The 26,927-nt window shown below is 49.2% G+C and carries 32 protein-coding genes; 21 read left to right on the plus strand and 11 right to left on the minus strand.

Features of this window, described 5'->3' with window-relative positions; genetic code table 11:
- Positions 1 to 17 precede the first annotated feature (17 nt).
- Positions 18 to 1,685, plus strand: coding sequence for a S41 family peptidase (locus Q4563_RS04600; protein ID WP_215975992.1), 1,668 nt, complete (start codon positions 18 to 20; stop codon positions 1,683 to 1,685).
- A gap of 426 nt (positions 1,686 to 2,111) precedes the next feature.
- On the opposite strand, the gene Q4563_RS04605 is transcribed toward Q4563_RS04600, so the two are convergent.
- From Q4563_RS04605 to pip, 5 genes are all read right to left on the minus strand, one after another.
- Entirely contained in the window at positions 2,112 to 2,471 is a 360-nt protein-coding gene (locus Q4563_RS04605; protein ID WP_215975994.1) for a glutaredoxin family protein, read from the minus strand.
- A gap of 33 nt (positions 2,472 to 2,504) precedes the next feature.
- Positions 2,505 to 2,684: a hypothetical protein gene (locus tag Q4563_RS04610; RefSeq protein ID WP_303603753.1), complete on the minus strand. Its 180-nt coding sequence runs from the start codon at positions 2,682 to 2,684 to the stop codon at positions 2,505 to 2,507.
- A 24-nt stretch (positions 2,685 to 2,708) separates the two neighbouring features.
- Positions 2,709 to 3,581, minus strand: coding sequence for a TraB/GumN family protein (locus tag Q4563_RS04615; RefSeq protein ID WP_303603754.1), 873 nt, complete (start codon positions 3,579 to 3,581; stop codon positions 2,709 to 2,711).
- Positions 3,582 to 3,642: 61 nt separating this feature from the next.
- On the minus strand, positions 3,643 to 4,080 hold the full coding sequence (gene dtd / locus Q4563_RS04620) for a D-aminoacyl-tRNA deacylase (RefSeq protein ID WP_303603755.1): 438 nt from the start codon (positions 4,078 to 4,080) through the stop codon (positions 3,643 to 3,645).
- Positions 4,080 to 5,051 (minus strand): prolyl aminopeptidase, encoded by a 972-nt coding sequence (pip, locus tag Q4563_RS04625; RefSeq protein WP_215975998.1) that lies wholly within the window; start codon positions 5,049 to 5,051, stop codon positions 4,080 to 4,082. Before pip ends, dtd begins: the two co-directional genes overlap by 1 nt.
- A gap of 273 nt (positions 5,052 to 5,324) precedes the next feature.
- Here pip and Q4563_RS04630 point away from each other — a divergent pair, with 273 nt between their 5' ends.
- Complete coding sequence (locus tag Q4563_RS04630) at positions 5,325 to 6,455, plus strand: PQQ-dependent sugar dehydrogenase (protein ID WP_303603756.1); 1,131 nt, start codon at positions 5,325 to 5,327, stop codon at positions 6,453 to 6,455.
- 3 nt (positions 6,456 to 6,458) lie between these two features.
- Here the strand turns inward: Q4563_RS04630 and Q4563_RS04635 are convergent, their stop codons facing one another.
- On the minus strand, positions 6,459 to 6,827 hold the full coding sequence (locus Q4563_RS04635) for a thiol-disulfide oxidoreductase DCC family protein (RefSeq protein WP_303603757.1): 369 nt from the start codon (positions 6,825 to 6,827) through the stop codon (positions 6,459 to 6,461).
- A 382-nt stretch (positions 6,828 to 7,209) separates the two neighbouring features.
- Here Q4563_RS04635 and hemH point away from each other — a divergent pair, with 382 nt between their 5' ends.
- Entirely contained in the window at positions 7,210 to 8,220 is a 1,011-nt protein-coding gene (gene hemH / locus Q4563_RS04640; protein WP_303603758.1) for a ferrochelatase, read from the plus strand.
- Here the strand turns inward: hemH and Q4563_RS04645 are convergent, their stop codons facing one another.
- Together Q4563_RS04645 and Q4563_RS04650 are read right to left on the minus strand one after the other, a co-directional pair.
- Positions 8,221 to 9,015 carry a sulfite exporter TauE/SafE family protein gene (locus Q4563_RS04645; protein WP_303603759.1) on the minus strand — a complete coding sequence of 265 codons (795 nt, stop codon included), beginning with the start codon at positions 9,013 to 9,015 and terminating at the stop codon, positions 8,221 to 8,223. It abuts the gene before it with no gap.
- Positions 9,012 to 9,218 carry a peptidase S14 gene (locus Q4563_RS04650; RefSeq protein WP_215976002.1) on the minus strand — a complete coding sequence of 69 codons (207 nt, stop codon included), beginning with the start codon at positions 9,216 to 9,218 and terminating at the stop codon, positions 9,012 to 9,014. The genes Q4563_RS04645 and Q4563_RS04650 overlap by 4 nt, the downstream gene beginning before the upstream one ends.
- A gap of 83 nt (positions 9,219 to 9,301) precedes the next feature.
- Here Q4563_RS04650 and trmH point away from each other — a divergent pair, with 83 nt between their 5' ends.
- The 6 genes from trmH (at position 9,302) to minE (ending at position 13,371) form a co-directional block, all read left to right on the plus strand.
- On the plus strand, positions 9,302 to 9,994 hold the full coding sequence (gene trmH, locus Q4563_RS04655; protein ID WP_303603760.1) for a tRNA (guanosine(18)-2'-O)-methyltransferase TrmH: 693 nt from the start codon (positions 9,302 to 9,304) through the stop codon (positions 9,992 to 9,994).
- A 106-nt stretch (positions 9,995 to 10,100) separates the two neighbouring features.
- The gene (locus Q4563_RS04660; RefSeq protein WP_303603761.1) at positions 10,101 to 10,433 is read left to right on the plus strand and encodes a hypothetical protein; all 333 of its coding nucleotides are present in this window, start codon (positions 10,101 to 10,103) and stop codon (positions 10,431 to 10,433) included.
- Between the two features lie 248 nt (positions 10,434 to 10,681).
- The gene (locus Q4563_RS04665; protein WP_303603762.1) at positions 10,682 to 11,377 is read left to right on the plus strand and encodes a hypothetical protein; all 696 of its coding nucleotides are present in this window, start codon (positions 10,682 to 10,684) and stop codon (positions 11,375 to 11,377) included.
- Between the two features lie 197 nt (positions 11,378 to 11,574).
- Positions 11,575 to 12,279 carry a septum site-determining protein MinC gene (gene minC, locus Q4563_RS04670; protein WP_303603763.1) on the plus strand — a complete coding sequence of 235 codons (705 nt, stop codon included), beginning with the start codon at positions 11,575 to 11,577 and terminating at the stop codon, positions 12,277 to 12,279.
- A 28-nt stretch (positions 12,280 to 12,307) separates the two neighbouring features.
- Complete coding sequence (gene minD / locus Q4563_RS04675; RefSeq protein WP_215976008.1) at positions 12,308 to 13,117, plus strand: septum site-determining protein MinD; 810 nt, start codon at positions 12,308 to 12,310, stop codon at positions 13,115 to 13,117.
- A complete protein-coding gene (gene minE / locus Q4563_RS04680; protein WP_215976009.1) occupies positions 13,117 to 13,371 on the plus strand; it encodes a cell division topological specificity factor MinE in 255 nt (84 codons plus the stop codon). Before minD ends, minE begins: the two co-directional genes overlap by 1 nt.
- 84 nt (positions 13,372 to 13,455) lie before the next feature.
- Here the strand turns inward: minE and Q4563_RS04685 are convergent, their stop codons facing one another.
- Positions 13,456 to 14,439, minus strand: coding sequence for an integron integrase (locus Q4563_RS04685; RefSeq protein ID WP_303603764.1), 984 nt, complete (start codon positions 14,437 to 14,439; stop codon positions 13,456 to 13,458).
- A 684-nt stretch (positions 14,440 to 15,123) separates the two neighbouring features.
- Between Q4563_RS04685 and Q4563_RS04690 the strand changes: the two genes are divergently transcribed.
- The 9 genes from Q4563_RS04690 to brnA all read left to right on the plus strand — a co-directional run bounded on the left by Q4563_RS04690 (position 15,124) and on the right by brnA (position 23,563).
- Positions 15,124 to 16,161, plus strand: a complete 1,038-nt coding sequence (locus Q4563_RS04690; protein WP_303603765.1) for an NAD-dependent epimerase/dehydratase family protein — start codon at positions 15,124 to 15,126, stop codon at positions 16,159 to 16,161.
- 119 nt (positions 16,162 to 16,280) lie between these two features.
- Complete coding sequence (locus Q4563_RS04695; RefSeq protein ID WP_303603766.1) at positions 16,281 to 16,712, plus strand: GNAT family N-acetyltransferase; 432 nt, start codon at positions 16,281 to 16,283, stop codon at positions 16,710 to 16,712.
- A complete protein-coding gene (locus tag Q4563_RS04700; RefSeq protein ID WP_303603767.1) occupies positions 16,709 to 17,884 on the plus strand; it encodes an ABC transporter substrate-binding protein in 1,176 nt (391 codons plus the stop codon). The genes Q4563_RS04695 and Q4563_RS04700 overlap by 4 nt, the downstream gene beginning before the upstream one ends.
- Positions 17,885 to 19,441: 1,557 nt before the next feature.
- Entirely contained in the window at positions 19,442 to 19,714 is a 273-nt protein-coding gene (locus Q4563_RS04705; protein WP_303603768.1) for a hypothetical protein, read from the plus strand.
- Positions 19,715 to 19,746: 32 nt separating this feature from the next.
- The gene (locus Q4563_RS04710) at positions 19,747 to 20,061 is read left to right on the plus strand and encodes a hypothetical protein (protein WP_303603769.1); all 315 of its coding nucleotides are present in this window, start codon (positions 19,747 to 19,749) and stop codon (positions 20,059 to 20,061) included.
- Positions 20,062 to 20,168: 107 nt separating this feature from the next.
- Positions 20,169 to 21,119, plus strand: a complete 951-nt coding sequence (locus Q4563_RS04715; RefSeq protein WP_303603770.1) for a DUF5655 domain-containing protein — start codon at positions 20,169 to 20,171, stop codon at positions 21,117 to 21,119.
- Between the two features lie 110 nt (positions 21,120 to 21,229).
- Positions 21,230 to 22,270: an IS481 family transposase gene (locus Q4563_RS04720; protein WP_303603771.1), complete on the plus strand. Its 1,041-nt coding sequence runs from the start codon at positions 21,230 to 21,232 to the stop codon at positions 22,268 to 22,270.
- Positions 22,271 to 23,052: 782 nt separating this feature from the next.
- Positions 23,053 to 23,316: a BrnT family toxin gene (locus Q4563_RS04725; RefSeq protein ID WP_303603772.1), complete on the plus strand. Its 264-nt coding sequence runs from the start codon at positions 23,053 to 23,055 to the stop codon at positions 23,314 to 23,316.
- Complete coding sequence (brnA, locus tag Q4563_RS04730; RefSeq protein ID WP_099036669.1) at positions 23,306 to 23,563, plus strand: type II toxin-antitoxin system BrnA family antitoxin; 258 nt, start codon at positions 23,306 to 23,308, stop codon at positions 23,561 to 23,563. The genes Q4563_RS04725 and brnA overlap by 11 nt, the downstream gene beginning before the upstream one ends.
- Before the next feature lie 223 nt (positions 23,564 to 23,786).
- Here brnA and Q4563_RS04735 read toward each other — a convergent pair whose 3' ends face one another.
- Entirely contained in the window at positions 23,787 to 24,056 is a 270-nt protein-coding gene (locus tag Q4563_RS04735) for a Txe/YoeB family addiction module toxin (protein WP_303603773.1), read from the minus strand.
- On the minus strand, positions 24,037 to 24,309 hold the full coding sequence (locus Q4563_RS04740) for a type II toxin-antitoxin system Phd/YefM family antitoxin (protein ID WP_303603774.1): 273 nt from the start codon (positions 24,307 to 24,309) through the stop codon (positions 24,037 to 24,039). Before Q4563_RS04740 ends, Q4563_RS04735 begins: the two co-directional genes overlap by 20 nt.
- Positions 24,310 to 24,585: 276 nt before the next feature.
- On the opposite strand from Q4563_RS04740, the gene Q4563_RS04745 reads away from it, so the two are divergent.
- From Q4563_RS04745 to Q4563_RS23595, 3 genes are all read left to right on the plus strand, one after another.
- The gene (locus Q4563_RS04745) at positions 24,586 to 25,788 is read left to right on the plus strand and encodes an MFS transporter (protein ID WP_303603775.1); all 1,203 of its coding nucleotides are present in this window, start codon (positions 24,586 to 24,588) and stop codon (positions 25,786 to 25,788) included.
- 164 nt (positions 25,789 to 25,952) lie between these two features.
- Positions 25,953 to 26,528, plus strand: a complete 576-nt coding sequence (locus Q4563_RS04750) for a YdeI/OmpD-associated family protein (protein WP_303603776.1) — start codon at positions 25,953 to 25,955, stop codon at positions 26,526 to 26,528.
- Between the two features lie 118 nt (positions 26,529 to 26,646).
- The gene (locus Q4563_RS23595) at positions 26,647 to 26,910 is read left to right on the plus strand and encodes a GNAT family N-acetyltransferase (protein WP_442903720.1); all 264 of its coding nucleotides are present in this window, start codon (positions 26,647 to 26,649) and stop codon (positions 26,908 to 26,910) included.
- Positions 26,911 to 26,927: the final 17 nt, after the last annotated feature.

Genomic DNA, 26,927 nt, shown 5'->3' on the forward strand with positions numbered 1-26,927 from the left:
AAGGAGAATAGCGCGCTATGCTGAAATCAGCCCCAACACTGGCCCTAAGGCACTTAACCTCATGGGGCGTTTTTGCAGCGCTCACCCTAACAGCCTGTGGCGGTGGCGACAGCGGCTCCCTTAACGATGTGATCGGCACTGTCAGTTCATCCAGCTCGGTCAGCAGCGCGGCAAGCTCAATCAGTAGTAGCAGCGCCAACACCGGTGACACATTCGTCTGGGAAGAAGGTGTTTTTCCCAATTTGGAAGACTATTGGTCACTGTGTGAAAACCCACGCCAAGGCATTGCGCCCTACAACGGCCAGGCCTACCCAGACATGGCCGGCAGCTATATCGATGAGAATGTCTTCCTGCGTTCGTTCAGTAACGAATACTATCTCTGGTACGATGAGATTGATGATCGCAACCCGATTCTGTTCGATACCCCAACGTATTTTGACTTGTTGGTGACGCAAGAGCGCACGCCATCGGGTGCCTTGAAAGATCAATTCCACTGGTCGGAAAATACCGATACCTACCGCGCCCGACAGGACTCCGGTATCGCCGTCGATTACGGTATGGAGTGGGTGATTCTGTCCAGTGTGCCGCCGCGCGAAGTCGTGGTGGTTTACACCGAACCCAGCTCTTCGGCCGGCCTGGCGGGGGTAAGCCGCGGCGCCAGCATTGTCAGTATTGATGGCATTGACTTAATTAACGATGACAGCGCCGAGGGCATCAACCTTCTCAATATGGCGCTAATTCCTACCGTGGCCAACCAAAGTCACACCTTTACTTTCCAGGAGTTGGGCAGCACTGAAACCCGTGATGTCGTGCTCACCGCCACAGAAGCGGCCATTGCTTCTGTCAACAAAACCAACATTATTAACACCGCTACCGGGGATGTGGGCTATATGCTGTTTAACAGTCATATTGCCACCGCCGAGACCGAACTCATAAACGCAATTGAAAGCTTTGCCAATACCGGCGTTAGCGACTTGGTTTTAGACTTGCGCTATAACGGTGGCGGCTTTCTCGATATTGCCAGCGAATTGGGTTATATGGTGGGCGGCACCAATGTTGCTGATAAAGACTTCTACTTTTTGCGGTTCAATGACAAGCATCCGGAGACAGACCCCTTTAGTGGCGAGAGCCTGGCGCCTATTAAATTTCATTCAACCACGCAAAATTTCTCTGAACCTGAAGGACAACCTCTGCCAACACTGAACTTAAATCGTGTTTATGTGCTTACCGGTAGCGGCACTTGCTCGGCATCTGAGGCTGTAATCAACGGTTTGGCCGGGGCGGATGTAGAGGTTATACAAATCGGTAACGCCACTTGCGGCAAGCCTTACGGGGCCTATGTCATCGACAACTGCGGCAAGTCTTACTTTACTACTCAGTTTAGTGGTACTAACGCCAAAGGTTTTGGCGACTATGCCGCAGGCTTTTTCCCAGGCGCCGCCGATAGTGCCGACGCCTCTGAACTGCCCGGCTGTATGGTGAATGATGATTACACCCACGCACTGGGCGATAGCAATGAAGCCCGGTTAGCTGCGGCACTTTATTATCGCGATCATGGCAGCTGCCCGGCCGATACCGCCGCCAAAACATCGGTCTCTGCCAAAACACATCTAAACACACCCAACGACGGCATTATGTTCCACCCGCCGGGCATGGGTGATGCGATTTTACGCACTGAGCCTTGAAAATAGCGGCCACTAGCACGGCGCCCAAAGGGCTGTGCCTGATCGCCGTCTGGCTGCTCACAGGCTGCCAACACTTACCAGGTGGGCCACAACCGGCCCGGCTGGTATCGCCGGAGCAATCTGTTCAGCAAGCCTTGCAAGAGCGCGTATCCTCTGCCCTGGGCACGCCTGTGGTTTTGTCCCCCCGCGCGCTGACCGAAACGAGCCGGTTGATTGTTGAGGCCCCGCCAAGCCCACGAACCAGCGAGCAAAACAAAGCATTCAAGCTGGGCCGGCCCGATCACTTTACGCTGTGGAAGAAAAAACAACAGTGCTGGTTAAGACATGAAAAAAGCGGGCGGGAATGGGTACTCGCTAATGCTCGCTGCGCACCCAAGTAGACTGGCGTAAGGCTGCCTCCGATTCAGTGAAAGCTAGCACTAAGACTTAAAGGTCGCGCTGCTTTTGCACCGCCAGAGCACTTTGCAAAATAAGGTCGGGCTTATAGCCGCGAATAACCTCACCGTCGATCACCATCAGTGGAATACCTTTGCCCTCTAGCGCATTAAATTCACGCGAACCTCGCGCCGAATTTTCCACATCATACTCAGTGAATTGAATATTGTTATCGCGCAACAGCTTTCGAGTTTTCTTGCAGTAACCACACCATGAGGTTGCGTATAGCACCACCTCATTAGGGTATTGATTTACCTGCTCGGGAGCAGCATTAGCTGACGGGTCTCCACCCAGAAATTTAACACCTAACAGCACCGCAAGCGCCACTGCAAACCACAATCCACCTTTCATACATCACACTCCTAAACTTTACGTGCGCCGCGTTTAACCGCCACCTAACTTGCGGGTGACCTCTTTAATAAGATCGACCAAATCCCGCAATGGGTCGAACGCTTCGGTGGGCGATAATTCATCACTGGAAAATTGTTGCACAAATTGTGGACCGTACAGCCTGATAATCGCCAACATAATTATAAAAGTGGCGAGTATAATACGTACGGACATCAATCATCCTTAACAAATGCGTGTTTAAAACCGTTTAACAGTAATCCCTTTTTGGGCCAGTAGCGCCGGCAAGCCGTCCGGGCCGGCCAAATGCAGAGCCCCAACCATCACTAACTCGGTTTCCGGGGTTGTTAAATACCCCTCAATGTCCGCCACCCAGCTTTGGTTACGCTCGGTCAGAAGCGTATCGTAGAGTGCGCGAGAATAATCAATCATCGGCTCTGCCCCCAATCGATACAACATCTCGGCGTCACCCGTTTTAAAAGCGCTGACCATCTGCCCCATCAGCTCGGGCAGGGTTGTGATATCGGCTAGGGAATAACGCATAAAATCATTGGCATCGAGCTCGGCCATGGCCAACATAAAGCCCAGCTGCTGCTCGGGCGTCTCTAACGCGGCCAACACTTTGCCCGCCTCGCTCGCTTTGTTTGCGTATTTTGCATCAACACCTTCGGCAAACCCTAGTGTCTGCAATTCCATAACATAGAGCGTTAATGCCACAAAAGCTGGTTGATAGTTAGCGAGCGCCTGCAGTGGTAGACCGCGTTTTTCGGCGGCAGCCTGCACCTGAGCGTAGACCTCTTCATTGAGCACAGTAGACAGTGACTGTCCGGCGGGCAGGCGCATTTTTTGCGACATTAGCATGGCAAACTCAGGCGTTTGAGTGGCCTGCATATCTGTTTCCAGCACAATCGTATCGGCCTTGGCAAAGACTTGCTCATACTCTTCGGGTAAAGGGTAATCACTGGGTTTGAGCATATGAATGGTGCCGGCTAAATACACCGTTTTATCACCCACGCTTGCCTGCCAAACTAGGGCGTCGGCCAAACTCAGTGGCGCCACGGCAAGAGCAGCCAGCATCAATGTGTTCGACACGATTTTTTTCAAGGTTTTCATCGTAGATCCCTTACTCATAGTTCGTATTATTTGCAAAACTCTCAGGCTTTTATTATGAATATTAACCTTGCAGCAAAAAAGTGACCGGCCCGTCATTGACCAAGGATACCTGCATGTCGGCGGCAAATTCGCCCGTGGCTACGATAGGGTGAACGGCGCGCAACTGCGCGACGAAATACTGATATAGCTCAAGGGCTAGATCGGGACTGGCAGCGCTGGAAAAGCCGGGCCGCAAACCTTTGCGAGTATCGGCGGCCAAGGTGAATTGCGAAACCGCTAGCACGCCGCCGCCGACCTGCCCGACGTTCAAGTTCATCTTGCCCTCGGCATCGGAGAAAACCCGATAGGCCAGCATTTTTTTCAGCAGCTTATCAGCGTTAATTTCACTGTCTTCACGCTCCACCCCCAGCAGCAGTAATAAGCCCTGATCGATAGAACCAATACACTTGCCATCGACCTCAACAGCCGCACGCTGTACGCGTTGAATCAGACCTTTCATTACGCCATCTGGTCGGTATCATTGCGCAGCTTGCGCGCCATGGCATCGGTGGCGCGAATGAGAGCATCGACAATGCCCGCCTCACGTGAGGCGTGACCGGCGTCGCGAATAATTTGTAACTCGGCCTCGGGCCAGGCTTTCTGCAAGGCAAAAGCATTATCCAGCGGGCAAACCATATCGTAGCGGCCGTGCACAATCATGCCGGGAATACCCGATAACTTATCGGCGTTAGCCAGAATCTGGTTGTCTTGTAAAAATGCTTTATGGGTAAAGTAATGGGCTTCAATTTTCGCCAGAGCCAAAGCTTTAAAAGGGTTGGAAAAAGCATCCACCACGTCTTGGTTGGGACGCAAGGTAGCGCAACGGCCTTCCCACAGTGACCAAGCCTTAGCCGCCGACATCATTTGCAACTCGTTATCGCTGGTCAAACGCTGGTAATAGGCGCTCATTAAATCGCCGCGCTCGCCTTCGGGAATGGGGGCCAGGAAATCTTGCCAGTAATCGGGAAAAATCGAACTGGCACCATGCTGATAAAACCAGTGCAGATCCTGATCGCGACACAAAAATATGCCCCGCAAAATTAAGCCAAGCACATGCTCGGGATAGGCTTCGGCATACACAAGACTTAACGTTGACCCCCAAGAACCACCGAACACGACCCACTTATCCACCCCCAGCTGAAGACGAATTTTTTCAATATCCGCAACTAGCGCTTGGGTATTGTTGCCGCCCAGCTCGGCGTGCGGCGTTGATCGGCCGCAACCGCGCTGATCAAACAAGATGATGCGATAGAGTTCGGGGTCAAAAAAGCGCCTGTCATACTTGCCGCAACCCGCCCCCGGGCCACCGTGAACAAATAACACCGGAATTCCATCGGGATTACCGGATTCATCCACATAGAGTTCATGGGGTGCATCAACCGCAATTTGGTGACGCGCATAGGGTTTGATTTCAGGATAAAACATCAACATGTGGGCTTAACCTAACCTCTACTTTTGAAGATCCCAAGTTAGCATACATGCCCAAGCGGTACGACCGTTTTGTAGCGGTTTTTACGACCTTTAGCGGCACCGGCAGCATGGCCCGAGACAGGCTAAGCTCATTGCCAAATCTCCTTAGCAAGCCCAGTGGGCCAAACAAGCACCGGGCAGGCAGGCACAGCAACAAAACGGCCAGCGCTGCGTTGCTCGCTTAGGCTGCTCTTGCTACTCTTGCCATACCATCCTTATTTACAGGAGTATCCCATGGGTTTTCGCACTCTCTGCGCCGCAGCCTTCGCGGCCTCGCTGGCTTTTTCACCCGCTATTGTCGCCAAGACCATTGTAAGTGACCGGGAGGATTTTAAACTCGAAATCCTCACCGACGATCTAACCAATCCGTGGGGGCTGGCATTCTTACCCGACGGCTCCATGCTGGTGACCGAAAGAGTTGGCAATATTCGCCGCGTGAACACGGACGGCACACTGAGCGAGCCCCTGACAGGCCTGCCGGAAATCGTCGTTAAGGGGCAGGGTGGCTTGCTCGACATCGCCACCGACCCCAACTACAACGACACCGGTTATATCTATTTTAGTTATGCCGAACCCGGCCCCAATGGCACCAGCAGTACCGCTCTCGCCCGCGCCCAACTCAAAGACAACGCCCTGCAGAACCTTGAGGTGATTTTCAGCCAAAAGCCCAAATTTAAAAGTAACTCCCACTTTGGCTCGCGCATTGTGTTCAAAGGCGATGGCACCGTGTTTTTAACCTTGGGCGATCGCTATTCACGCATGGATGACGCCCAAACGCTGGACAACCACCACGGCAAGGTAATCCGTATTAACACCGACGGCAGCGTACCGGCCGACAACCCCTTTGTGGACACCGAAGGGGCCCTGCCCGAGATTTGGTCTTACGGCCACCGCAATATGCAAGGCGCGGCCTTGCACCCGGATACCGGTGAGCTTTGGAGCGGTGAACACGGCGCCCAAGGCGGTGACGAGGTCAATATCGATCACGCAGGCCTCAACTACGGCTGGCCGGTGGTTACCTACGGTGAAAACTACGGTGGCGGCAAAATCGGTGAAGGTTTTAAGAAAGAGGGAATGGAAACACCGGTATATTACTGGTTACCGTCTCTGGCCACCGCGGGTATGACCTTCTACACCGGGGATAAATTCCCCGCCTGGCAGGGCGATCTATTTGTCGCCAGCTTGCGCGCCGAGACACTGTCGCGGCTCGATGTGGAAAATGAACGCGTTATCTACGAAGAGCGTATGCTGGCCGATGATTTGGAAGAGCGCATTCGACACGTCACTCAGGGCCCCGACGGCTACCTCTATCTGCTGACCGACCAGCGCGGCGGGAAAATTATACGCATTGCCCCGGCAGATTAACGATCACTCACCGCCTCGTTTTGGGCGAGGCGGTATAGCCGGAACCCAGTCGCAGCGTTGGCTGCGCCGCCACGCCCAATGATTGTAAGCCCGCCTTGCCAGCGGCCGTATAACCGGCCAGCGCAAGGGCGCCCACAAGAAGCCCAATGCCGTGTATTGCCAGGCGCCGACATTGGCCTCCAGCCCCGTTAACCAAGTTCCATCTGGTTGCTTTAAGTGCAGCCACTGCAGCATCGCCGTGCGCTCAGCTTCTGTCACAGGCGCACTGTGAACATCGACAAACTCGAGCCGCTCGCCCGCCAATGTTTTTAGCCAGTGAACTTCGCGCCGACACAGAGGGCACTTACCGTCAAAATACAATTGTGGCTTCATAAAACCCAACATCCCCCGGACTGATCGTTTTATGCATTACGACGTACCACTACAGGGCGATCACCACAGCCCCGAACTTGTTACACTAGGGCCTGCTCACACGAATGAATACAACCTGTCGCGATTAAACATTCGCCAACCAAGGCGCCAGGTGAGAGATTTGGTTACCCCAAATGAAAAACGAGTAACGCACAGCGGTGGATTTTTAGCCCCCCCGAAAGGCTGGAATCAGTTTTGCCACCTGCGTTGTTGCCACTCGTTTAATTGGAATAACCAAACAGCACTCACCGCGCCTAGTTGAAAGCAAAACTGGCTTCCAGCAGGTGGATTCCATTAATGTGAACAGGTTCTGGCGACAATTACACACGGAAACAGTCCCTCTATGGCCAAGTACTCTGCCCTCACCGACAACGCTCATGATACGGTTAAACAATCTCCCAAAGTCGGTGTACTGCTCACCAACCTGGGCACCCCCGATGCGCCCGACGCGCCCGCACTGCGGCGCTATTTAGCGGAGTTTTTATCGGACCCGCGCATTGTGGAGATCCCCCAAATTCTGTGGAAGATTATTCTGCACGGCATTATTTTGCGTGTGCGGCCGAAAAAATCGGCTGCGCTCTATGCCAGCATTTGGACAGACGAAGGCTCGCCGCTGCTCGCCATCGCGCAAAAACAACAGCGCAAAATTGCCGAGTCTCTGGCCGGTAGAGCCCAGGTCGCCCTCGGCATGCGCTACGGCAATCCATCAATCGCCTCGGCCCTGCAGCAGCTGCAACAAAGCGGCGTGCGCAAAATTATTGTCTTACCGCTCTACCCGCAGTACGCCGCCGCGACCGTAGGCTCCACCTTCGATGCACTGGCGCGCGAACTTACCCGCTGGCGCTGGGTGCCAGAGTTAAGTTTTATTAGCGGCTATGCCGAGAACGACACTTACCTGGAGGCGCTGGCCGCCACTTTGCGCGAACATCAAGCGCAGCACGGCACACCGCAAAAGTGGGTATTCTCCTATCACGGCACCCCCAAGTTCAGCTTAGAAAAAGGCGACCCCTACTACTGTTTTTGCGTAAAAACCACGCGCCAGGCCGCTGCCCGCGCCGGGCTCAACCCGGATGACTGCCTCACTACCTTTCAATCGCGCTTCGGCAAAGCCGAATGGCTCAAGCCCTACACGGACCAAACCTTGGCTGAGCTGCCACAACAGGGCGTAAAAAATATTGCCATTCTCAGCCCAGCGTTCAGCGCCGACTGCCTGGAAACGCTCGAAGAGCTAGAAGAGGAAAACCGCGAAACATTTATTGAGGCGGGCGGCGAGCAGTACCACTATATTGCGGCACTGAATGATCGCGACGACCATATTCGCGCCCTGGTGGAGGTCATTGAGCAGCGTTTGTGATTACCAAACGCCGTGCAACATTTTTACCGCCAGAGCTACCATCACTACGGCAAAAATCTGTTTGAGTCTCAACACGGGTAAACGGTGCGCCAGTCGGGCTCCTAATGGCGCCGTCATAAAGCTCATGCTTGCCATGGCCAATACCGCCGGCCATACCACATAGCCAATCGTCGGCAACGCCGAGGCCGCCTGCCAACCGTTCACCATATAGCCCAGCGCCCCAGCGGCCGCAATCGGAATACCCAGAGCGGCCGATGTGCCTATGGCCCGCTGCGGCGTTTGGTTACACCACACCAAAAAGGGCACGGTCAGTGAACCCCCGCCAATGGCCACCAGCGACGAGACACCGCCAATACCCGTACCAACAGCCGCCAAACCCGGTGCGCGGGGCAAAATACGGTCGGGCCTGGGGGGGCGGCCCCAAATCATGTAACCGGCAATACCGGTCATAAACAGAGCAAAAAATACCGCCAGCGGTTTGGCGGGAATATAAGTGGCGACAAAAGTAGTCAGAAACGCGCCGAACAACACGCCGGGGGCCATCCATAAGACTGCCCGCCAGTAGACCGAGCCGCGCCGGTGGTGTGCCAGGGCCGAAGAAATAGCCGTGGGCACAATCGCCGCCATTGAAGTACCCAGTGCAAAGTGCACCATATGCTCCGGCGCCACCCCTTGCCAGGAAAACAACATCACCAGGACCGGCACCATAATTCCGCCCCCGCCAATACCCAATAACCCGGCCATATAGCCGGTAGCGGCACCCAGCAGCAGGTAACTTAACAGCCAAACGATCACTTTTTGCCCGGCCCCTCGCGATCCATACGGGCTAACTCTTTTTTGTACTTTTCGAGGTCTTCCCAGTCGTAGGGGCTGCCCACATTTAGCCCCTCTTCCAAGTGGGCCGCCCGCTCGCGGGCCTGATGCTGCAGTGAGTGTTCTTCGTCTTCTTTTTGCGATTGCTGTTGTTCGTACTTTTTCAAAAATTCAGATGCTTTCATATCAAACCTCCAGACGATGGATGCTCTCGATTCACCCATCCACTATAATGGCCACCCGCTCCCCTGACCACCATAGAAGAATCATGAGTCGCGAACGCTTCGAGAAATTTAAACAAGTACTGAGACAGCGCCAGCCCGATATGACCGTGCTGACCGATAAAGTCCACAAGGCACAGAACATCTCCGCCATTTTGCGCACCGCTGAGGCGGCGGGCATCGGCACCCTCCATATGGTCAAACCCGAACGCGGCCATTTGGTGTATCACAACACAGCAGGCGGTATTGGCCGCTTTACCGAACAGGTCGTACACGAGAATATTGAGCAGGGTATGGCTCACCTAAAGGGTCAAGGCATGGCACTCTACGCCGCCCACTGGTCCGACCGCGCCATCGACTACCGCGAAGCGGACTACACCCGCCCCTTTGCCCTGGTGATGGGCGCAGAGAAGCATGGCTTGAGTGATTACGCCTCGCGCGAGGCCGACGCCCATGTGACCATTCCCATTATCGGTTTGGTAGAGAGCTACAACGTCAGTGTCGCCGCCGCCATTATTTTGCAAGAGGCGATGCAACAGCGGCAAAAAGCCGGCCTGTATGAGCGCGAATTCAACGAAGACGAGCACTACCACACCACACTGTTTGAGTGGATGCACCCCAAAATGGTCAGATACTGCAAGGCGCACAAATTACCCTACCCCGCTATTGATGAAGACGGCGATATCATCCCCCCCAAAGATGAGCGCTACCGCCGCCCCTTCGATTCACACGAAAAGTAAAAACGGGGCGAAAAGTGAGAACTAGGCGATATATTAGCCACCCACCGCTACCGCACCCGCGCCATGGACTAAACTCAAAGAAAGTCCCTGCGGCAGGAGGCACATCATGGCACTTAAATCACGGAAAACCCTAACTGCGCTCTGCACATTAGCGCTTGCGGCTGGCTTTCATTCAGCGCTGGCGCAAAGCGATAACGAGCGCATTATCGAAGAAGTGGTGGTTTCGGCCCCACGCGCACCCGGCCCCACACCACCTGCGGCTATAACCGAGTCAACCGGCGAACAAATCAGCGATGAAACCCGACAAAAACTCGGCAACCGCCTGCAAGTCGGCTACGACCCTGAGCTAGAAGCCATCCGTCACCGCCCGCCGGCCTCTCACGGAAACAATCGAACAAATGAACCGATCCCCGTCACCGTGGTGTACGTTGGTTTTTAGCGAACGATAAACACCTCCAATCTGGGCCGATGCTCACCCGTCGGCCCCGCCCATCCTTTATGCAGGCGTTACAGATCGGTTCTCACCGCCAAGCGGCTGGGCCTCACACCCTATTGTTTCTCTAACAGCCAAAATTAGCATGATTTTGTGAACCCTATTAGAGGCACCCTATTGTCGACAACAGGCTTGCTAGCTATGCTATGGCGATTGCATCAAAACTAACTAAAGACTGAAATAGGGACAGACCAATGACCATATGGAAACCTTTATTAACCGCCACACTGGCCGCCAGCGCTACCCTTTTAATCGGCTGCAGTGACACCGGCCCAGAATCAAGCCAAACCAGCAGCGCCTCTGCCTGCCTACTAGACGCCGCCCAGTCGCCCTGCGACCTACTCACCATCGAGCGCGCTCGCACCGTATTCCCCATGCTGCCAGAAAAAATCGATATCAATGAAAACGTCACCAAATACAGCTCAAGTTGCCGCATTAGCTGGCAAACCGGACGCAAATCAACGGTGGGGTCAGGCAACTTCGCCATGGAGGTTGATGTAGACGACGCCTTGGAGCTGAGCAACATTCGCCAGGTCAATGCCGATACCTTTATACGCCAACACAGGACCCTGAGCGACGAAGAGAAAGCACAGGCGGCCGAGCAGGCAGCTCAAGCCGTTGACGCCAAAGCCAAAGATGGCACGATCGATAAAAAACATGTCGATATGGGCAAAGACTTTGCCAAAAGTCTGGTTAATAAAATGCAGTGGGACCCCGTTACCGGCTTAGGCGATCAAGCCGCCTGGGGTGGAGTCGGCCGGTTTAAAACCCTGAATGTACTCGTTGGCGACACCATGTTCAGCGTACGGGCCGAAGTCAGCAACGAGGAAACTAAAACGCTGGAGGCCAGTAAGTTGGCCGCACAAGCGATTGTAGACGCCTGCGAGTAAACCGTTGAGCAGAGCCCAGACCGCATAAAAAGCCCCACATAAGACGTAAACCATATTTTGGCCCCGCAATATTTGGTATATTGCGGGGCCATTGCGTATAACCATGCATTGCGCCCAAAACTAAGGGCTAAATATGCGATTACAGCAAACACGATCAACTAGCGATCACCACACACCGCACGAACTAGGATTACTCGATGGCAGACCCCTGCTTTCACATCAAAGGCACCAGCGTTACTAGCATGGTACTGGATCTGTACCGTTACCAAGCCGAGGAATTTGCCGCGGCACTGCGGGACAAAATTGAAACCGCCCCTCTGTTTTTTACCGGCTCGCCTCTGTTTTTAAACCTCGCCTCCTTCGAAGGCGAGCTAGACAAAGCCCAACTGCAGAGCATTGCCGACCAGTGCCGCAGCGCGGGCTTTCAGTTGTACGGCTTTCGCGGCGCCGAAGAATCGGTGGCACAACTGGCAAAAGATGTTGGGCTGGTGCATTTACCGGCCCCGCGCCCGCGCACCGAGGCCGAAGCCCCGCCTGCTGAGCCGGCAGCCGCTCCTGCGGGAGTGAGCAGCAGCTTACCCGCCAAGGTTATTCACAAACCGGTGCGCTCGGGCCAACAGGTTTACGCCGAAGGCGCCGATTTAATATTACTGGCCCCCGTCAGCGAAGGGGCTGAAGTCATTGCCGATGGCAATATCCACGTTTACAGCGCCTTGCGCGGCCGGGCGCTGGCAGGAGTGCGCGACAACCCCAGCGCGCGTATTTTCTGCCAAAAGCTGGAGGCCGAGCTTGTCTCGATTGCCGGGCAATTTATACTGCACGACGGCATCGCTGCCGAGGTTTGGAAAAAACCCGCCCAGATTTTTTTACAAGACGATTCTATTGAAATTGCCGCACTGTGACAGTGCCAACACTTTTTGAGGAAACACCGTGGCTAAAATAATTGTTGTAACTTCCGGTAAGGGTGGCGTTGGTAAAACCACATCAAGCGCCGCTATTTCGACCGGCCTTGCCCTGCGCGGACACAAAACCGTGGTTATCGATTTCGATGTAGGCCTGCGCAACCTGGACCTGATTATGGGTTGCGAGCGCCGCGTGGTGTACGACTTTGTTAATGTCATTAACAAAGAAGCCAGCCTGAAACAGGCACTGATCAAAGACAAACGCACCGAAGGGCTGTTTATTCTGCCCGCCTCGCAAACCCGCGACAAAGACGCGCTCACCTACGAAGGCGTAGAAGCGGTGTTAAACGAGCTGGCCGAAGACTTCGACTATATTATTTGCGACTCCCCAGCCGGTATTGAGCAGGGCGCGCAAATGGCGCTCTACTTTGCCGAAGAAGCCATTGTAGTGACCAACCCTGAGGTTTCCTCGGTGCGCGACTCCGACCGCATATTGGGCATACTGCAAAGCAAATCGCGTTTGGCCGAGCAGGGCAAACAAGTCAAAGAACATCTGCTATTAACGCGCTACAACCCCGAGCGCGTCGCCAGCGCCGAAATGTTAAGCGTGGCCGATGTAGAAGAAATTCTCGCCATTCCGTTGCTGGGTGTTATCCCCGAATCTGAAGCGGTACTTAAAGCATCCAACCAAGGTGCCCCGGTCATTCTCGACGAAGAGTCGGAAGCCGGCCAAGCCTATTGCGATGCCGTCGCCCGCCTGGAAGGCGAAGACGTTGAACACCGCTTCCTGGAAATGCAGAAAAAGGGCTTCTTGAAGCGCCTGCTAGGAGGAAAGTAATGGGCATAATTGATTACTTTATCAACAAAAAGCAGCCTTCTTCGGCCTCGGTCGCCAAGGAACGTCTGCAAATTGTAGTGGCGCACGAGCGCAATCACCGCAACCAACCCGATTACCTGCCGCTAATGCAACAGGAAATCATCGAGGTGATTCGCAAATACGTCGACATCGATCAAGATCAGGTGTCGGTCCAGCTCGATGACGACAACGACTGCTCGGTACTAGAGCTAAACGTCACCCTGCCCGACCGCTAACCGAGCGGCCCTTGCCTCATATGGGGTAAGGGCCAACCGCGTTATAAACGGCAAGCACTTCCAACGGCAAGCACCAAGCCCCCATTATTCATCCACTGGGCTTTTGACGCCTCGCTGCTCAATACTCACCACGTGAGTGTAAATCTGAGTGGTTTCCAGACTGGTGTGGCCTAACAACTCCTGAATGTTGCGAAGATCCGTTCCTGAGCGCAATAACTGAGTTGCAAAGCTATGGCGAAACGTGTGGCACCCCGCCTTTTTATGAATATTGGCCGCTTGCACAGCGCGCTTCACCTGCCGCTGGACCTGTTGCTCACCAATATGGTGGCGTCGCTCTACACCAGAACGCGGATCAATGGAGCGGTGGGCAGCGGGAAATACATATTGCCAAGCTGACTCTTTAGGCGCCTTGGGGTATTTCCTTGCTAAGGCATCAGGCAAATACACCGCACCATAGCCTTCACCTAAATTCTGGCGGTGAATCTCCAGCGCACTTTCGATTTGCTGATGTAAAGGTTCCAACAACTTCGCTGGCAAGAGCGTTCTACGCCATTTGCGCCCCTTAGCTTCTCGCGCAATTAAACAATTATTGGCAAAATCAATATCCTGAACTCGCAAACGCACGGCCTCCATTACCCGCAAGCCACTCCCATACATAAGCGAAGCACACAACCATGCGACACCCTCCAGCTGATCAAGTACCTGTCTAGCCTCATCGTGACTTAACACCGTTGGTAATGTTTTCGGGCGTACTGAGCGCTGAAACTCAAGTTTACCAAGGGGTTGATTAAGAAACTGGTTGTACAAAAAAGCCAGCGCATTCAATGCCGTTTTCTGAGTATTTGCCGAGCAATAACGCTTAGTAGCAATGTGGCACAAATAACGGTCTACGTCTGCGCTATGCAATTCTTCCGGCTTTTGCATCTTATGAAAACGAATATAATCCACCACCCAGGTACAGTATGTTTTTTCGGTTTTATACGCCAACCCCTTAGCGCGGATAAAAGCACGAAACCGGTCCATAAACCGAACAGGCTTACTGGGCAGCACTTTTGGAATATCGTCCATCCCCACACCTCAAAACTGTATATTCATACAGGTTAAGAGTAGTACGGTCTATCCGGATAGTCAAAATAGTCCGAGTGACGTCTATCTCGGCTGACTATTACCAATGTTCGTAATAAATGTTTATGATTCAATTGCTTAGCAATGACTGTAAAGGCCGGGATAGGCGTCAACTCTGCGACGTCTATCTCGGGTTAAATTAGGCGACAAACAGCTTGAAACCTTGACCAGCCATAGGCTGTGAGATAGTGTCGATTTTTAATTAACCGAGATAGATGTCTGGGGGGCGGTTTTTTGCCCCAGACACCTATTAAAATGTTAAGTGTCTGGAGAAGCAATGACAGAATTCTCGTTTCAAGGTGTCGGGGTGGAAAAATCTCTGGAAAAATTGATGGCCGTACCGGTCATATGGAATGGGAAATGCTTGTGGGCGAAATTAATTTTGTTATATATAAATGCACCGGTTGTTGGCCGGGTAAAGAAACAGTCAAGATGTCTGAGTCTGAGCAACATAGGTTCTTAGAAGAATTCAAAAAATGGGCCGAACCAAAAAAGTTTAAATATGAAGTCGATTAGCATCAACACAGTAAAACACTTAACAAGCAAAGGCAGCATCGCCCTGCGGGCTGGACTCGCTAACGCTCGCCGCTGCTTTGGGCGTTAGGCAAGAGTAAGTACATACACAATATGAATATTTTAATACTTGGCGGAACGTTGTTTGTTGGCAGACACTTTGTAAATGCAGCTTTAGAAAGGGGCCACAAAGTAACTATTTTCAACAGAGGTCAGCTGAAATCCGAACCCGTTATTGGCGCTCGCCATGTCGTGGGAAATAGGGAGACGGACCTAAACCGATTGGGCGACGAGCAATGGGATGTGGTTATTGACACCAGCTGTTACATTCCTCGAGTCATGCGCAGTGCCCTTGGACACCTTAAAACCAGCACCAAGTTTTACATATTTATATCCTCCATAAGTGTATATAACGTCAAGGGAGATCGTTGGCTTGATGAAGCTTCGGAGAAGCTTAATCCAATACCTGAGAGTGATGAGGACGAAAACCGCGAACGACAAGGCTATGGCGAGAATAAGTACGCTTGCGAGTGCATTCTTCAAGATGCCATGCCTGGCAACCACCTCATTCTAAGACCTGGCCTAATCACTGGCCCCTATGACATTACCTGTCGCCTCACTTATTGGATAGAAAGGTTTTTGCATGGTGGTCGTGCTACGGCTATTAGAAACTCAAAAACACCTGTTCAATGGATTGATGCACGGGATATGTGCGAATGGGCCATTTCAATGGCAGAAAAAAACAAGAGTGGAATTTATAACGTTACTGGCCCTCAAACCTCATATTCTTCGGGTGAGTTTTTTAATTTATGCCAGAATATTTCAGGTTCTGATGTAGACATTGAGTATCTACCTATGGAGTTTGTACGAACTTTGGATAAATGGCACCTGCCCCCTGTCGGATTGGGTCTTTCTTGGGAGGGCTTTGATGCATTTAACCAAGTCTCAAGTGTTAAAGCCATTGCCGAGGGGCTTACTTTTAGAGATCCGAAGAGTACATTTGTAGATACTTATGAATGGTCAAAGTTATGGGAGCATGACTACCATCATAAAGTCACAGGCGGCCACTCATTTCACGGAAATATGCAAGAAGATATTGAATTAGAGAAAACTATTTTAGAAAGGTATGATCAGTGGATGAAAAATGCCTAACAAAAATAGTAACAGGAACGGTTTTAAGCCGCCTCCTCTTCGCTCCATCAACTTAAAACGCGTCCTGTTCTATAGGCGTTAGAGCACCAAGTCACCCAAGAAAAATTAGGAAGGAAAGTTTGATTGAGATACGTAAAGCAATAAATACAGATCAGGAGGAGATTTCCAAACTGTTTTCATTCTCGTCTGGTCGTGAAGTTACAGGCCGTATTGGAGAATATATTGAGGAGTACCCCGCCTCTGTAGCCGTTGACAAAGGGGCTATAGTAGGGTTCTGCTATGGAAAACCTTTTGCTCCTGATGTTATTGAGCTTCTAAATATATTTGTAAAAGAAGAGCTAAGAAGTGAAGGTGTTGGTGGGGAACTCATTCGGCTTTTTGAAACCCTTTCAGTCGAATCTTTTAATGCAATTATCCTTGTTAATAGTCTTCTCTACAAATCTACAGAAACAAAGAAATTCGCGAGCAACTTCTACATTGATAATGGATACAAAGAACTGATCTCTACAGGCAATAGCAAAATATTCGGCAAGGAGCTCGTGAATCGATGAAGAAAAAGCTTCAGGTTAAGATTGGGATTATTGCTTCAAAATCTGGAGCAAACGCCAAAGCTGGCAGGGGGATGTTAGATTCAGCACAATACATGATCGACCGGAAGGCTGGATGGTTAGAGAAGAAAGGAATTTTTCTTGAGCTGGTTGTCAAAGATGATTCGAGCTTAGCTTCAACAGCTGTCGAAAAAGCTAAGGAACTCGTAGCAGAAGACTGTTTGGTAATAATTGGCCCTACTGACAGCCTAGCAATGAGAGAAATATTAGAGTCTGAGGTTTGCTCCAATATAGCTGTCTTTTCGACTATATCGTCAGCTACATTTCTTTCAAATAATGGTCACAAGAATTTTTTCCGTTTTACTACACCAGATAGCATTCGTGCCGAGATTTTAGTTCGGTATGTAAAAAGAATATATCCAGGTTCTTTAGTATATGTGGCGGCACAGGAAGGTCATGAGCTTAGTTATGGCCAACAGCTAAAAAAGGATGTTATTAATTCCCTTGAGAAATACAGTGTTAAGTGGACGCATTTCGACTTCAATAATGACAGCGAACCTAAAGGTATGCCGTCGGAAAACGAGCCTACCATAGCATGCGGGCCCAGCGCTTCAGTCAAAGAATTGGCAAAGATCTATAGAGATAGAGGCATTAGATCCCAATTTTTTGCGTTTGGCTCAAATACCAACTTACTGGATGATGTTCTGATAAATACAATTGTGGTTTGTGATCTTGATAGAGAGGATGTCAACCCTATTGCAAGAGATGAAATTGATCATTTTCAAGCGATATTTCGTGATACTGCAGATCCTGATCTGTCTACTATGAATGCAGTTGTGACCTTTTGCAATGTGCTGTATGAAAATCAGGATTCAGTTTTAGTGCCCGAACTCCCAGCTAGACGCTATCAACTTTTAAACACTCTAAACTCTGGTGTACATAAGGCACTACTTGGATCAATATCTTTTTCTGATACAGGTGAAATGGCGGGATATGAAAACATCTCTGTTCTTAAAGTCTCTAAATTAAAAGGTAAATATTACTTTTCCCAAATAGATAGAGAAGAAAAACCACTTCTTCAGGACAGTAAGTGGTGGAAAAACAATATGGTTCTTGCCATCTCCATAATTGGCTCAATAGCTAGTATCGGATCTCTAGTATATGCGTTCTTCTAAATGCTCTAACAAACGCAAGCACTCGGAACAAATCTCCGCTGCGCTCCAATTTGTCCGGTGTTGCGGGCGTTATATGCTCTTAGTAATATTCATTAGGGCAAGACATTTTTAAACAGTGTTTGTCGCTAAATTCGGTTTAGTGTAGTCACTAATAAGCGTTGCCTTTTATACCTTTTTCAAAGGTGGCAACACTATTAATTTCGTTCAACCAATTGCGTGTAGCGTCAAAAGTTCACGGTTTGGTTTTATTATTACGGGCAATTACAAGTCGTGTAGTGTTTGGTACAGCCACCGCTGCATATAACAAGTTGCTCAAACGGACAAATAACAGTTTGCTCGCGCTCCGCGCATTATAGCAAACGTATTATTTGCCCCTTAGCAAAGCGTTAGTTGTCCGCAATAATTCGATAAATTTTATTATCGCGTTATGTGCTCAACTTATTATTTTGTGTGTGGTTCAATCTTTGGTTTGGCAATGGAAGTGCCTTTCAAACATCCCTTCCCTTTTGCTAAACCCAGTTTTCGCCTTACACGTTTAAGTTATCAAAGTAGCTTTAGTTTTTAAGGCTCAAAGTTTACGTTTTGGTGTGTATTGCGGCGGTGCTTTTAGTTCTTCCTACCATTTCTTAAACATGGTAAGTTTTTGTTAGTTTTGTGTTTTCAATAAACAACGCAACTAACAAGCAAATCAACAGGGACACGTAACAGTTGGCTACCGTTCGTTCCTCACTATTTTAGCCAACATTACTTAGCCCATTATTTGGGCGTTAGTTGTCCGCAATAATTCGGTAAATTTTATTATCGCGTTATGTGCTCAACTTAATATTTTGCGTGTGGTTCAATCTTTGGTTTGGCAATGGAAGTGCCTTTCAATTATCCCTTCCCTTTTGCTAAACCCAGTTTTCGCCTTACACGTTTAAGTTATCAAAGTAGCTTTAGTTTTTAAGGCTCAAAGTTTACGTTTTGGTGAGTATTGCGGCGGTGCTTTTAGTGCTTCCTACCATTTCTTAAACATGGTAAGTTTTTGTTAGTTTTGTGTGTTAAATAAACAACGCAACTAACAAGCAAATCAACAGGGACACGTAACAGTTGGCTACCGTTCGTTCCTCACTATTTTAGCCAACATTACTTAGCCCATTATTTGGGCGTTAGTTGTCCGCAATAATTCGGTAAATTTTATTATCGCGTTATGTGCTCAACTTGATATTTTGTGTGTGGTTCAATCCTTGGTTTGGCAATGGAAGTGCCTTTCAAACATCCCTTTCCTTTTGCTAACTCCAGTTTTCGCCTTACGCGTTTAGGTTATCAATTTAGCTTTAGTTTTTAAGGCTCAAAGTTTACGTTTTGGTGTGTATTGCGGCGGTGCTTTTAGTTCTTCCTACCATTTCTTAAACATGGTAAGTTTTTGTTAGTTTTGTGTGTTCAATAAACAACGCAACTAACAAGCAAATTAACAGGGACACGTAACAGTTGGCTACCGTTCGTTCCTCACTATTTTAGCCAACATTACTTAGCCCATTATTTGGGCGTTAGAAATTAATTCGAGAAAGAGAGGAAATGAAGATGATTAAATGGATTATTCATATATCAATTCTTAGTTTCTTTTGGTTCGCAACAGATGTTACATCTGAAAATACTTTTCAAAGTATAATTGCTCCGTTAGTGTTTGGTTCCTATTTACTTGTTCTCTTTATCTCTGTTCTATATAAAATAGGAATCTTAAAGGGCACGCCAGTACCGGGTAAATTCTCCGACCGCTCAGGAGGTGGGTTTTACTCAGGAGGCTTTGGTGGTGGCGATTCTGGCGGTGGGGACGGTGGTAGTTGCTAAAGGTTCTAACAATACGCAAGGAGCTCCTAAACTTGGATGGGAGCAATGGCTGGGGTGTAGATTTCAGGCCGGACGTGTGCATTCATAGAAAGAAGTTGGTGGCTGAAATAGTATCCCTGGTCGAGGAGTATGGGGCTTACCCTGTCGACCAAACGTTGGATTCAGATTACGACACCATCATTGTCAAGAATCCAGATGGCAGCTTTACGTTTGGAGTTAGGCACGAAGTCAGCATGCTGAATTATCAAAAATTCGAGGAGTCTGGTGAACCACTATTGAACTATGCAACCAAGCTATCGAAATACTTTTTCAACAAGCATTTAAATAAGATTAAGGTTCTGTGGTGAAGCCACAGCTAACAAACAAAGGCAGCATCACCCTGCGGGCTGGACGCGCTGACGCGCGCCGCTGCTTTGGGCGTTAGAAGCCAAAGAAACAATGGAGTAAACATCAAGTGCCGATTTTCGATATTTCAGGAGACAAGCTATCTGCTGTTGAGCAGAAGAACTTTGCTCTAGAAAAGGATTTGCAGTCCCTGATAGAGAAAAACCTCGAAACGGTCTTCAATTGCAGATTCGTTGCCAGTGAGTTTTCAACCGGTGCACAGCACGCAGGTCGAATTGATAGCCTCGCTCTATCAGAAGAAGACAATCCGGTGATTATCGAGTACAAAAAAGTCGAATCATCAGAGCTTATTAATCAAAGCCTTTTTTACTTGCATTGGATTCAAGATCACAAGGGTGATTTTGAGATCGCGGTACAAAAGCGGTTGGGAAATGGTGTAAAGGTAGATTGGTCTGATGTTAGGGTTATATGCATTGCACCAAACTATAAGAAATATGATTTGCATGCCGTTCAGGTTATGGGCGCAAACATTGAACTATGGAAATATCGCTTATTTTCAAACAACTCTCTTTATCTGGAAGAAGTTTTTCATACTGCAAAATCATCGGCAGTAACAACGTCTTCGTCCACATCTGATAATGGATACAAAAATCCTGTTATGGTAGAGGCTGGCAAAAAAGCCGCGCTAACCCGAGCCACGGCAACCTATACCTTTGATGAAAGGCTCGAAGGACAAAGTGAGGAAATCCAAGAGTTAACAGCAACTATACGAGAGTTTATCATTGGCCTTGATGAATCAATTGAAGAAGTCCCGAAAAAATTCTACGTTGCTTACAAAATCTCCCAGAACATCGCTTGTATGGAAGTTAAAGGTAAGAACATCAAGCTGTTCTTAAAGCTCAAGCCTTCGGATATTCCAGAGGGAACTAAAAATTATCGAGATGTAACATCAATAGGCCATTACGGTACTGGTGATGTTGAGTTCACCGTATCTTCGGAGGCGGAATTTGAACCAGTTAAAGAATTTATAACAATGGCGTATAACAAGGTTGGTGGCTAATGGCTTCTATGTATTAGTTCCGACTAGATCTGACATATCTCTTGCAAAAGAGAGAGTTACCCGTTTTGATAAAGGTGTCGAATCTAAAATCAAAACAAAAGGTAACTCTCATGATCCATACTAACAATCCCATCATTAAACACAAAGCCGGATTGCTAAATTTGGCGGAAGAATTAAGCAATGCCTCCAAAGCCTGCAAGGTGATGGGGGTATCTCGCGATACCTTTTATCGTTATCAGGAGCTGGTTGAGGATGGCAATATCGACAACCTGATAAACAAAAGCCGTAGAACGGCCAATTTAAAGAACCGGGTGGACGAAGCAACCGAGCGGGCGGTGATTGCTTATGCCGTAGAGCAGCCAGCTCACGGTCAGCACAGAACCAGTAATGAGTTACGCAAGACCGGTATATTTGTCTCAGGCAGCGGTGTTCGCTCAATATGGGTGCGGCACAACCTAGAGAACTTCAAAAAACGCCTGAAAGCACTGGAAGCGAAAGTCGCCAGTGAAGGTATTATTCTCAGCGATGCCCAAGTGGCGGCGCTTGAGAAAAAGAAACACGATGACGAGGCCTGTGGTGAAATTGAAACCGCGCACCCAGGCTATCTGGGCTCTCAGGACACATTCTACGTAGGCAATCTCAAAGGCGTGGGCCGTATTTACCAGCAGACGTTTATTGATACGTTTTGCAAAGTGGCCTTCTGTAAGCTCTATACCACGAAGACACCGATCACGGCAGCTGACGTACTGAACGATAAAGTACTGCCGTTCTTCGAGCAGCAGGAGCTGCCTATGCTGCGTATTTTAACGGATCGTGGCACGGAGTATTGTGGCCGTGTGGATCAGCACGACTATCAACTCTACTTGGCGATTAACGACATTGATCACACCAAGACGAAAGCCATGTCACCCCAAACGAATGGCATCTGTGAGCGCTTCCATAAAACGATACTCAATGAGTTCTACCAGATCACTTTTCGCAAGAAACTCTACGCCTCACTCGAGGAGCTTCAGAAAGATCTGGACGAGTGGATGGATTACTATAACAATGAACGAACCCATCAAGGCAAGATGTGCTGTGGTAGGACACCGATGGACACTTTGCTCGATGGAAAATCGATCTGGGTTGAGAAAAATTTAACTCAGATCTAAACTGACAGACACCGGCTTAAAACGGGTAACTGTCAGATCAAGTCTGAGCTACTACAGCTTCTAACAAGCGACTGTGGCTCAATCCGTAGCTAAAAATATTTTAGGTCAGTTTTGTGGGTGTTCCCGTTTAGCTAGTGTGGATGCCCTTGTTTTCGCCGGTTTCGTTGTCAATAAATATGGGCTACTGCAACACAATCGCACACTGAGATCGTAAGCCTGTGGCGCAATACTGTAAGTATTACAGTATAAAAAGCCAGTTTCCTATTCCAAGTCATCTAAATCGCTGCGCGTAGCGTATTGACTTGAAAGAGGAAAATACTGTGAACGATTTACTTAGCGAAGAAACCACCCAGCGAAACCCACACGGTTCAAGTTTAGACCAGAACCTTTCCGGCTCTGGCCAATATTCACCGCGACTGCCCTGCCGGGGTTGCATGAAAAGCTGCAAAAACTACGCAACCTGTAATGGCAAACCCTGGCAAGAAAGCAAGGTACATGGCGCTTAGAAAGTGAAGTGTCAGGTCGAACCGTTTTTCTTAGGAAAAGCTCTGTATGCTTGTTTATACCCTTGCCTGTGGCCTAAACCGGTATAAATGGCCTTCTTAATATTAGGATAAAAGCCGCATCAAAAGTAAATAGGACACCCTCAATTAAAAATAACTAGTTCTGCCAGAATAAATAGCGATCAAATTAGTGGGTATCTTGGTTGCTGCTCGAGCAGCACCCCATCTCGCTCCGGCAGTTTATTGCAAAACCTCCCGAAAAGGTATAATTTATATACCATGAATCGATTTGAATACGACCCTTCCAAGAACCTGGCGAACCTAGAGAAGCATGGCATTGACTTTGATGAGGCTCAGGAGCTTTGGGGAGATCCGAATGTAGTAGAAATTGACGCCAAGCCGATGGATGAACCTAGGACGCTGGTCATTGGGGCTATAAACGAAAAGGTGTGGTCCGCAGTGATCACCTACCGAAAGGGTGCCATTCGTATCATTTCGGTTAGGAGGGCGCGAAAATCAGAGGTAACACTGTATGAAAGCTAAAGAGTTCGATAAAACATTTGACGATGACCAAGAAGATCTTCTAGAACACCTTGATCTAAGCTCCGCAAAGCGCTCAAATCAGGTGCAGAAACGGGTCAATGTCGACTTTCCCACTTGGATGATTGAGTCGCTTGATCGGGAGGCGAGTCGCTTGGGTGTAACTAGGCAGTCAATCATAAAAGTATGGTTGGCAGAGCGTCTAGAGGAATCTGCTGCTAACAAAGCATTTCAACGGACGAGCCGCTGAATGCGGGCGTTATGGCTTCTCGGGGTTATCACGAGAAAGCGCTAGGTCATATACTTCATTACGGTTTCTTTTTCCAACAGCAAGAACAGTTACAGTAATCAAATAATAGGACAGCCATGAATTGAGTAAAACAGAGGGTTTTCGAATGGTTAACGTGGTTGAAAAATCATGGGCCTAAATGGACGCTCCAAAACTGTCAAACAAACAGACCCCACCCTCCTAATCAATGATCTTCGTAGTGACCGCCGATCGCAAAAATATAAATTGAGTTATCGTCAAATTTATAAATTAATCGGTCTTTCTGAGAAATACGTTTTGACCAAAAGCCAGTAAGGTTATGTCGCAATTGTTCAGGTTTTCCCACTCCTTGGTTCGGGTTCGTTCGAAGCATCTCCTTCAGTAATTTGCAAAGCGCTTTATGTAGCTTCTTATCCCTCTCTCTTAATGCTTCGTAGGTTTCCCACGACCTGCCTTCAAATACCAGTGATCTCATTTAGCTCCTCACTGGTTGGTGTATAGCCGGTATCTTTGCCGTGTGTCGCCACCCCCTCCGATATCTGCCTCATCAAACTGCTATTTTGTAGAACATAAAGGGTTTCTTGTTCTCTTTCCCAATCTTCGGCACTCATAACAACGAATGCCTCCCCTGCTCTACGAGTAACTTTTATCGGTGTGTGATTTTTAACCACTTGTTCTACAAAGGTTTTTAGCTTATCTCTAAACTGGTTTACGCTTACGGTATCCATAAATCTCACCTTCAGTACGGTAATGCCGTACGATTTTAGCGGGTAAGCTCAGGCAAAGCAACGCCAAGCTTGAGGGTGTCCCGCCCAACCCTCGGCGATTTATACCGCTTTATCCGGTGCCTTAACCTTGTCTTAACACTCACAGACTGCGCTATCGGCTACAATAGCGCCACCAGTAATTGTTAAATTTCAGTAAGCACTGACGAAATTCGGACCGGTCGCGCCCAGCGTGAAACCGGGTTCTCCCTTTTTTATTTTTTAAGAGCCTACTTAAACGTGCAACACGACAACGAATCAACTCAACCCAAGCTTAGCAAGGGCGCCATGTGGATGATTGAGATCGCCTTAGCGATAGGCGGTTTTGGTATTGGCACCGGGGAATTTGCCGCCATGGGTCTGATGCCTCCTATTGCCGAAGGGTTGGGAGTCTCTGAGCCGCAGGTGGGCCATGTGATCAGCGCCTATGCGTTTGGCGTGGTAGTGGGCGCGCCGCTGTTGGCTGTATTTGGGGCCAAGCTTTTTCACCGCAACTTATTGCTACTGCTGATGGGCTTTTACGCCATCGCCAATATTGCCAGCGCCCTGGCCCCCAATTATGAAACTCTGCTCGGTTTTCGTTTTATAGCCGGCCTGCCCCACGGCACCTACTTTGGGGTGGCAGCACTGGTGGTGGCAAGCTTAGTGCCGCCCAGCCAGCGCGGTAAAGCCGTTAGCCGGGTGATGGTGGGGCTGACGGTAGCAGTACTGATTGGCAACCCTATGGCGACCTGGCTGGGGCAATCCATTAGCTGGCGCTACGCGTTTGCCTTGGTGGGGGTTATCTCGGTGCTTACCGTCATACTGATTTATATCTATGTGCCGCTCAATCACAATCAACTGCGCAACAACCCCATGGCCGAGCTAAAAGCCTTTAACAAGCCCGAGGTATGGCTGGCATTGATGATTGGCGCCACGGGCTTTGCCGGTGTGTTTTGTGTATTCAGTTATCTGGCCCCGACCTTACTGAACGTCACTCAAGTGCATCAAAACTGGATTCCCATCACCATGGCTACCTTCGGTCTGGGCGGGTTCTGCGGTAACTTTTTAGGTGGCTGGCTGTTCGATAAATTTCAATTTAAAGCCGTGGGCGGCCTTCTACTGTGGAGCATTGTCGTACTGCTGCTTTACCCACACACCACCGCACACCTTTGGAGTATTCTGCCCGCCGTATTTTTGGTCGGCACCATTGCTGCCATATCACCCCCACTGCAGACCCATTTAATGGACGTTGCTGTTGGCGCGCGCACACTGGGCGCCGCCTCCCACCACGCCGCCTTTAACACCGCCAACGCCATAGGGCCCATGCTGGGGGGCTTTGCCATATCGGCTGGGTTGGGTTGGAGTTCTACCGGCTACATGGGCGCGATCACTGCGGTGCTCGGTTTAATGTTTTATGGCTTGGCGGTAAGACGTGAGAAGAGCGATGGGCGATTGTCATAAATCGCAAGCTATGCCAATACCAGCGTAACGACCTATCCAATAGTTTATCGTTTAAAAAACTGCCATTGTATGGGTCAAAATTTATACCCATCTAGAAAATTAATTAACTCAACAGTATTGCGCTTGGATAATATGAAACACCATACCCAAGAGAATCGAAACTGATGCATGAGCTCGACTCTTTACAACCTCTGTCATTTACAACTCCGCTAGACCTCGGGGAATGGCTACAAGAAAACCACAATATCAAGAATGAGCTTTGGATTAAAATATTCAAGAAAAATTCCGGGATTCAAAGTGTGACTTGGGATGAGGTAGTAATCGAGGCTTTATGTTGGGGTTGGATTGATGGCGTCAAAAAATCAGTCGATGAACAAGCTTACGTGCAAAGAATAACGCCCCGAAAACCCCAAAGCAACTGGTCAAAAAGAAACACGAAGCACGTGGAACGCTTGATAAGCGAAGGTCGAATGCAAGAGCCAGGGCTTGCACACGTGCGTGCAGCAAAAGCCGACGGCCGCTGGGATAACGCCTACGTTGTCAGTGAAGTCGAAGTACCAGCCGACTTCTTAGCCGCGCTAGAGAACAATCCACCGGTAAAACAATTTTTTGCGACCCTTAACAAGTCGAGTCGCTACGTAATCGCTTACGGATTAATCAGCGCAAAAAAAACTGAAACACGACAAAGGCGATTTACAAAATACATGACCATGCTTAGCAATAGACAAAAGCCTATATAGATCGCATTCGAGGGCCAATTGATCCGTAAATACAATCTAACCTGAGACATGGTTAGTCATACGGAATATTGAATATAGTACCTATACAAAATTCGACTATAGTCGCCGCGAAGACCAAATAAATGAAGCTGTACTGCTCGTAGTAAAAAGCGGCTATCAAGGAAGTGAGATAGGGAAGAAGCTATGGCTGAGAATTAAAAAAGCCTGTAGTGCAGACAGTCAGGAACAAATTCTCGTAGAAACCAACAAGAAGGGTGCTGGAAAATTCTACGAAAAGCTCGGCTTTAAGCATTATATGGACTTTGACTCTCCTCTGCATAAATTGGCAACACCCAGTAGCCAAGCGTGCATCTACCCTGTACCTAATACGTTTAAACTGTAGATCATACCCTCATTCTT

This window comes from Gilvimarinus sp. 1_MG-2023, assembly GCF_030548285.1.

Coding starts and splice junctions, on each gene's coding strand:
- brnA (WP_099036669.1), top strand. CDS start 23,306: ATGAAAGCTAAAGAGTTCGATAAAACATTTGACGATGACCAAGAAGAT.
- trmH (WP_303603760.1), top strand. CDS start 9,302: ATGAGTCGCGAACGCTTCGAGAAATTTAAACAAGTACTGAGACAGCGC.
- Q4563_RS04610 (WP_303603753.1), bottom strand. CDS start 2,684: ATGTCCGTACGTATTATACTCGCCACTTTTATAATTATGTTGGCGATT.
- Q4563_RS04725 (WP_303603772.1), top strand. CDS start 23,053: ATGAATCGATTTGAATACGACCCTTCCAAGAACCTGGCGAACCTAGAG.
- Q4563_RS04720 (WP_303603771.1), top strand. CDS start 21,230: ATGATCCATACTAACAATCCCATCATTAAACACAAAGCCGGATTGCTA.
- dtd (WP_303603755.1), bottom strand. CDS start 4,080: ATGAAAGGTCTGATTCAACGCGTACAGCGTGCGGCTGTTGAGGTCGAT.
- Q4563_RS04700 (WP_303603767.1), top strand. CDS start 16,709: ATGAAGAAAAAGCTTCAGGTTAAGATTGGGATTATTGCTTCAAAATCT.
- Q4563_RS04735 (WP_303603773.1), bottom strand. CDS start 24,056: ATGAGATCACTGGTATTTGAAGGCAGGTCGTGGGAAACCTACGAAGCA.
- Q4563_RS04615 (WP_303603754.1), bottom strand. CDS start 3,581: ATGAAAACCTTGAAAAAAATCGTGTCGAACACATTGATGCTGGCTGCT.
- pip (WP_215975998.1), bottom strand. CDS start 5,051: ATGTTGATGTTTTATCCTGAAATCAAACCCTATGCGCGTCACCAAATT.
- Q4563_RS04750 (WP_303603776.1), top strand. CDS start 25,953: ATGCATGAGCTCGACTCTTTACAACCTCTGTCATTTACAACTCCGCTA.
- Q4563_RS04740 (WP_303603774.1), bottom strand. CDS start 24,309: ATGGATACCGTAAGCGTAAACCAGTTTAGAGATAAGCTAAAAACCTTT.
- minC (WP_303603763.1), top strand. CDS start 11,575: ATGGCAGACCCCTGCTTTCACATCAAAGGCACCAGCGTTACTAGCATG.
- Q4563_RS04690 (WP_303603765.1), top strand. CDS start 15,124: ATGAATATTTTAATACTTGGCGGAACGTTGTTTGTTGGCAGACACTTT.
- Q4563_RS04685 (WP_303603764.1), bottom strand. CDS start 14,439: ATGGACGATATTCCAAAAGTGCTGCCCAGTAAGCCTGTTCGGTTTATG.
- minE (WP_215976009.1), top strand. CDS start 13,117: ATGGGCATAATTGATTACTTTATCAACAAAAAGCAGCCTTCTTCGGCC.
- Q4563_RS04605 (WP_215975994.1), bottom strand. CDS start 2,471: ATGAAAGGTGGATTGTGGTTTGCAGTGGCGCTTGCGGTGCTGTTAGGT.
- Q4563_RS04665 (WP_303603762.1), top strand. CDS start 10,682: ATGACCATATGGAAACCTTTATTAACCGCCACACTGGCCGCCAGCGCT.
- Q4563_RS04630 (WP_303603756.1), top strand. CDS start 5,325: ATGGGTTTTCGCACTCTCTGCGCCGCAGCCTTCGCGGCCTCGCTGGCT.
- Q4563_RS04660 (WP_303603761.1), top strand. CDS start 10,101: ATGGCACTTAAATCACGGAAAACCCTAACTGCGCTCTGCACATTAGCG.
- Q4563_RS04600 (WP_215975992.1), top strand. CDS start 18: ATGCTGAAATCAGCCCCAACACTGGCCCTAAGGCACTTAACCTCATGG.
- hemH (WP_303603758.1), top strand. CDS start 7,210: ATGGCCAAGTACTCTGCCCTCACCGACAACGCTCATGATACGGTTAAA.
- Q4563_RS04705 (WP_303603768.1), top strand. CDS start 19,442: ATGAAGATGATTAAATGGATTATTCATATATCAATTCTTAGTTTCTTT.
- Q4563_RS04650 (WP_215976002.1), bottom strand. CDS start 9,218: ATGAAAGCATCTGAATTTTTGAAAAAGTACGAACAACAGCAATCGCAA.
- Q4563_RS04635 (WP_303603757.1), bottom strand. CDS start 6,827: ATGAAGCCACAATTGTATTTTGACGGTAAGTGCCCTCTGTGTCGGCGC.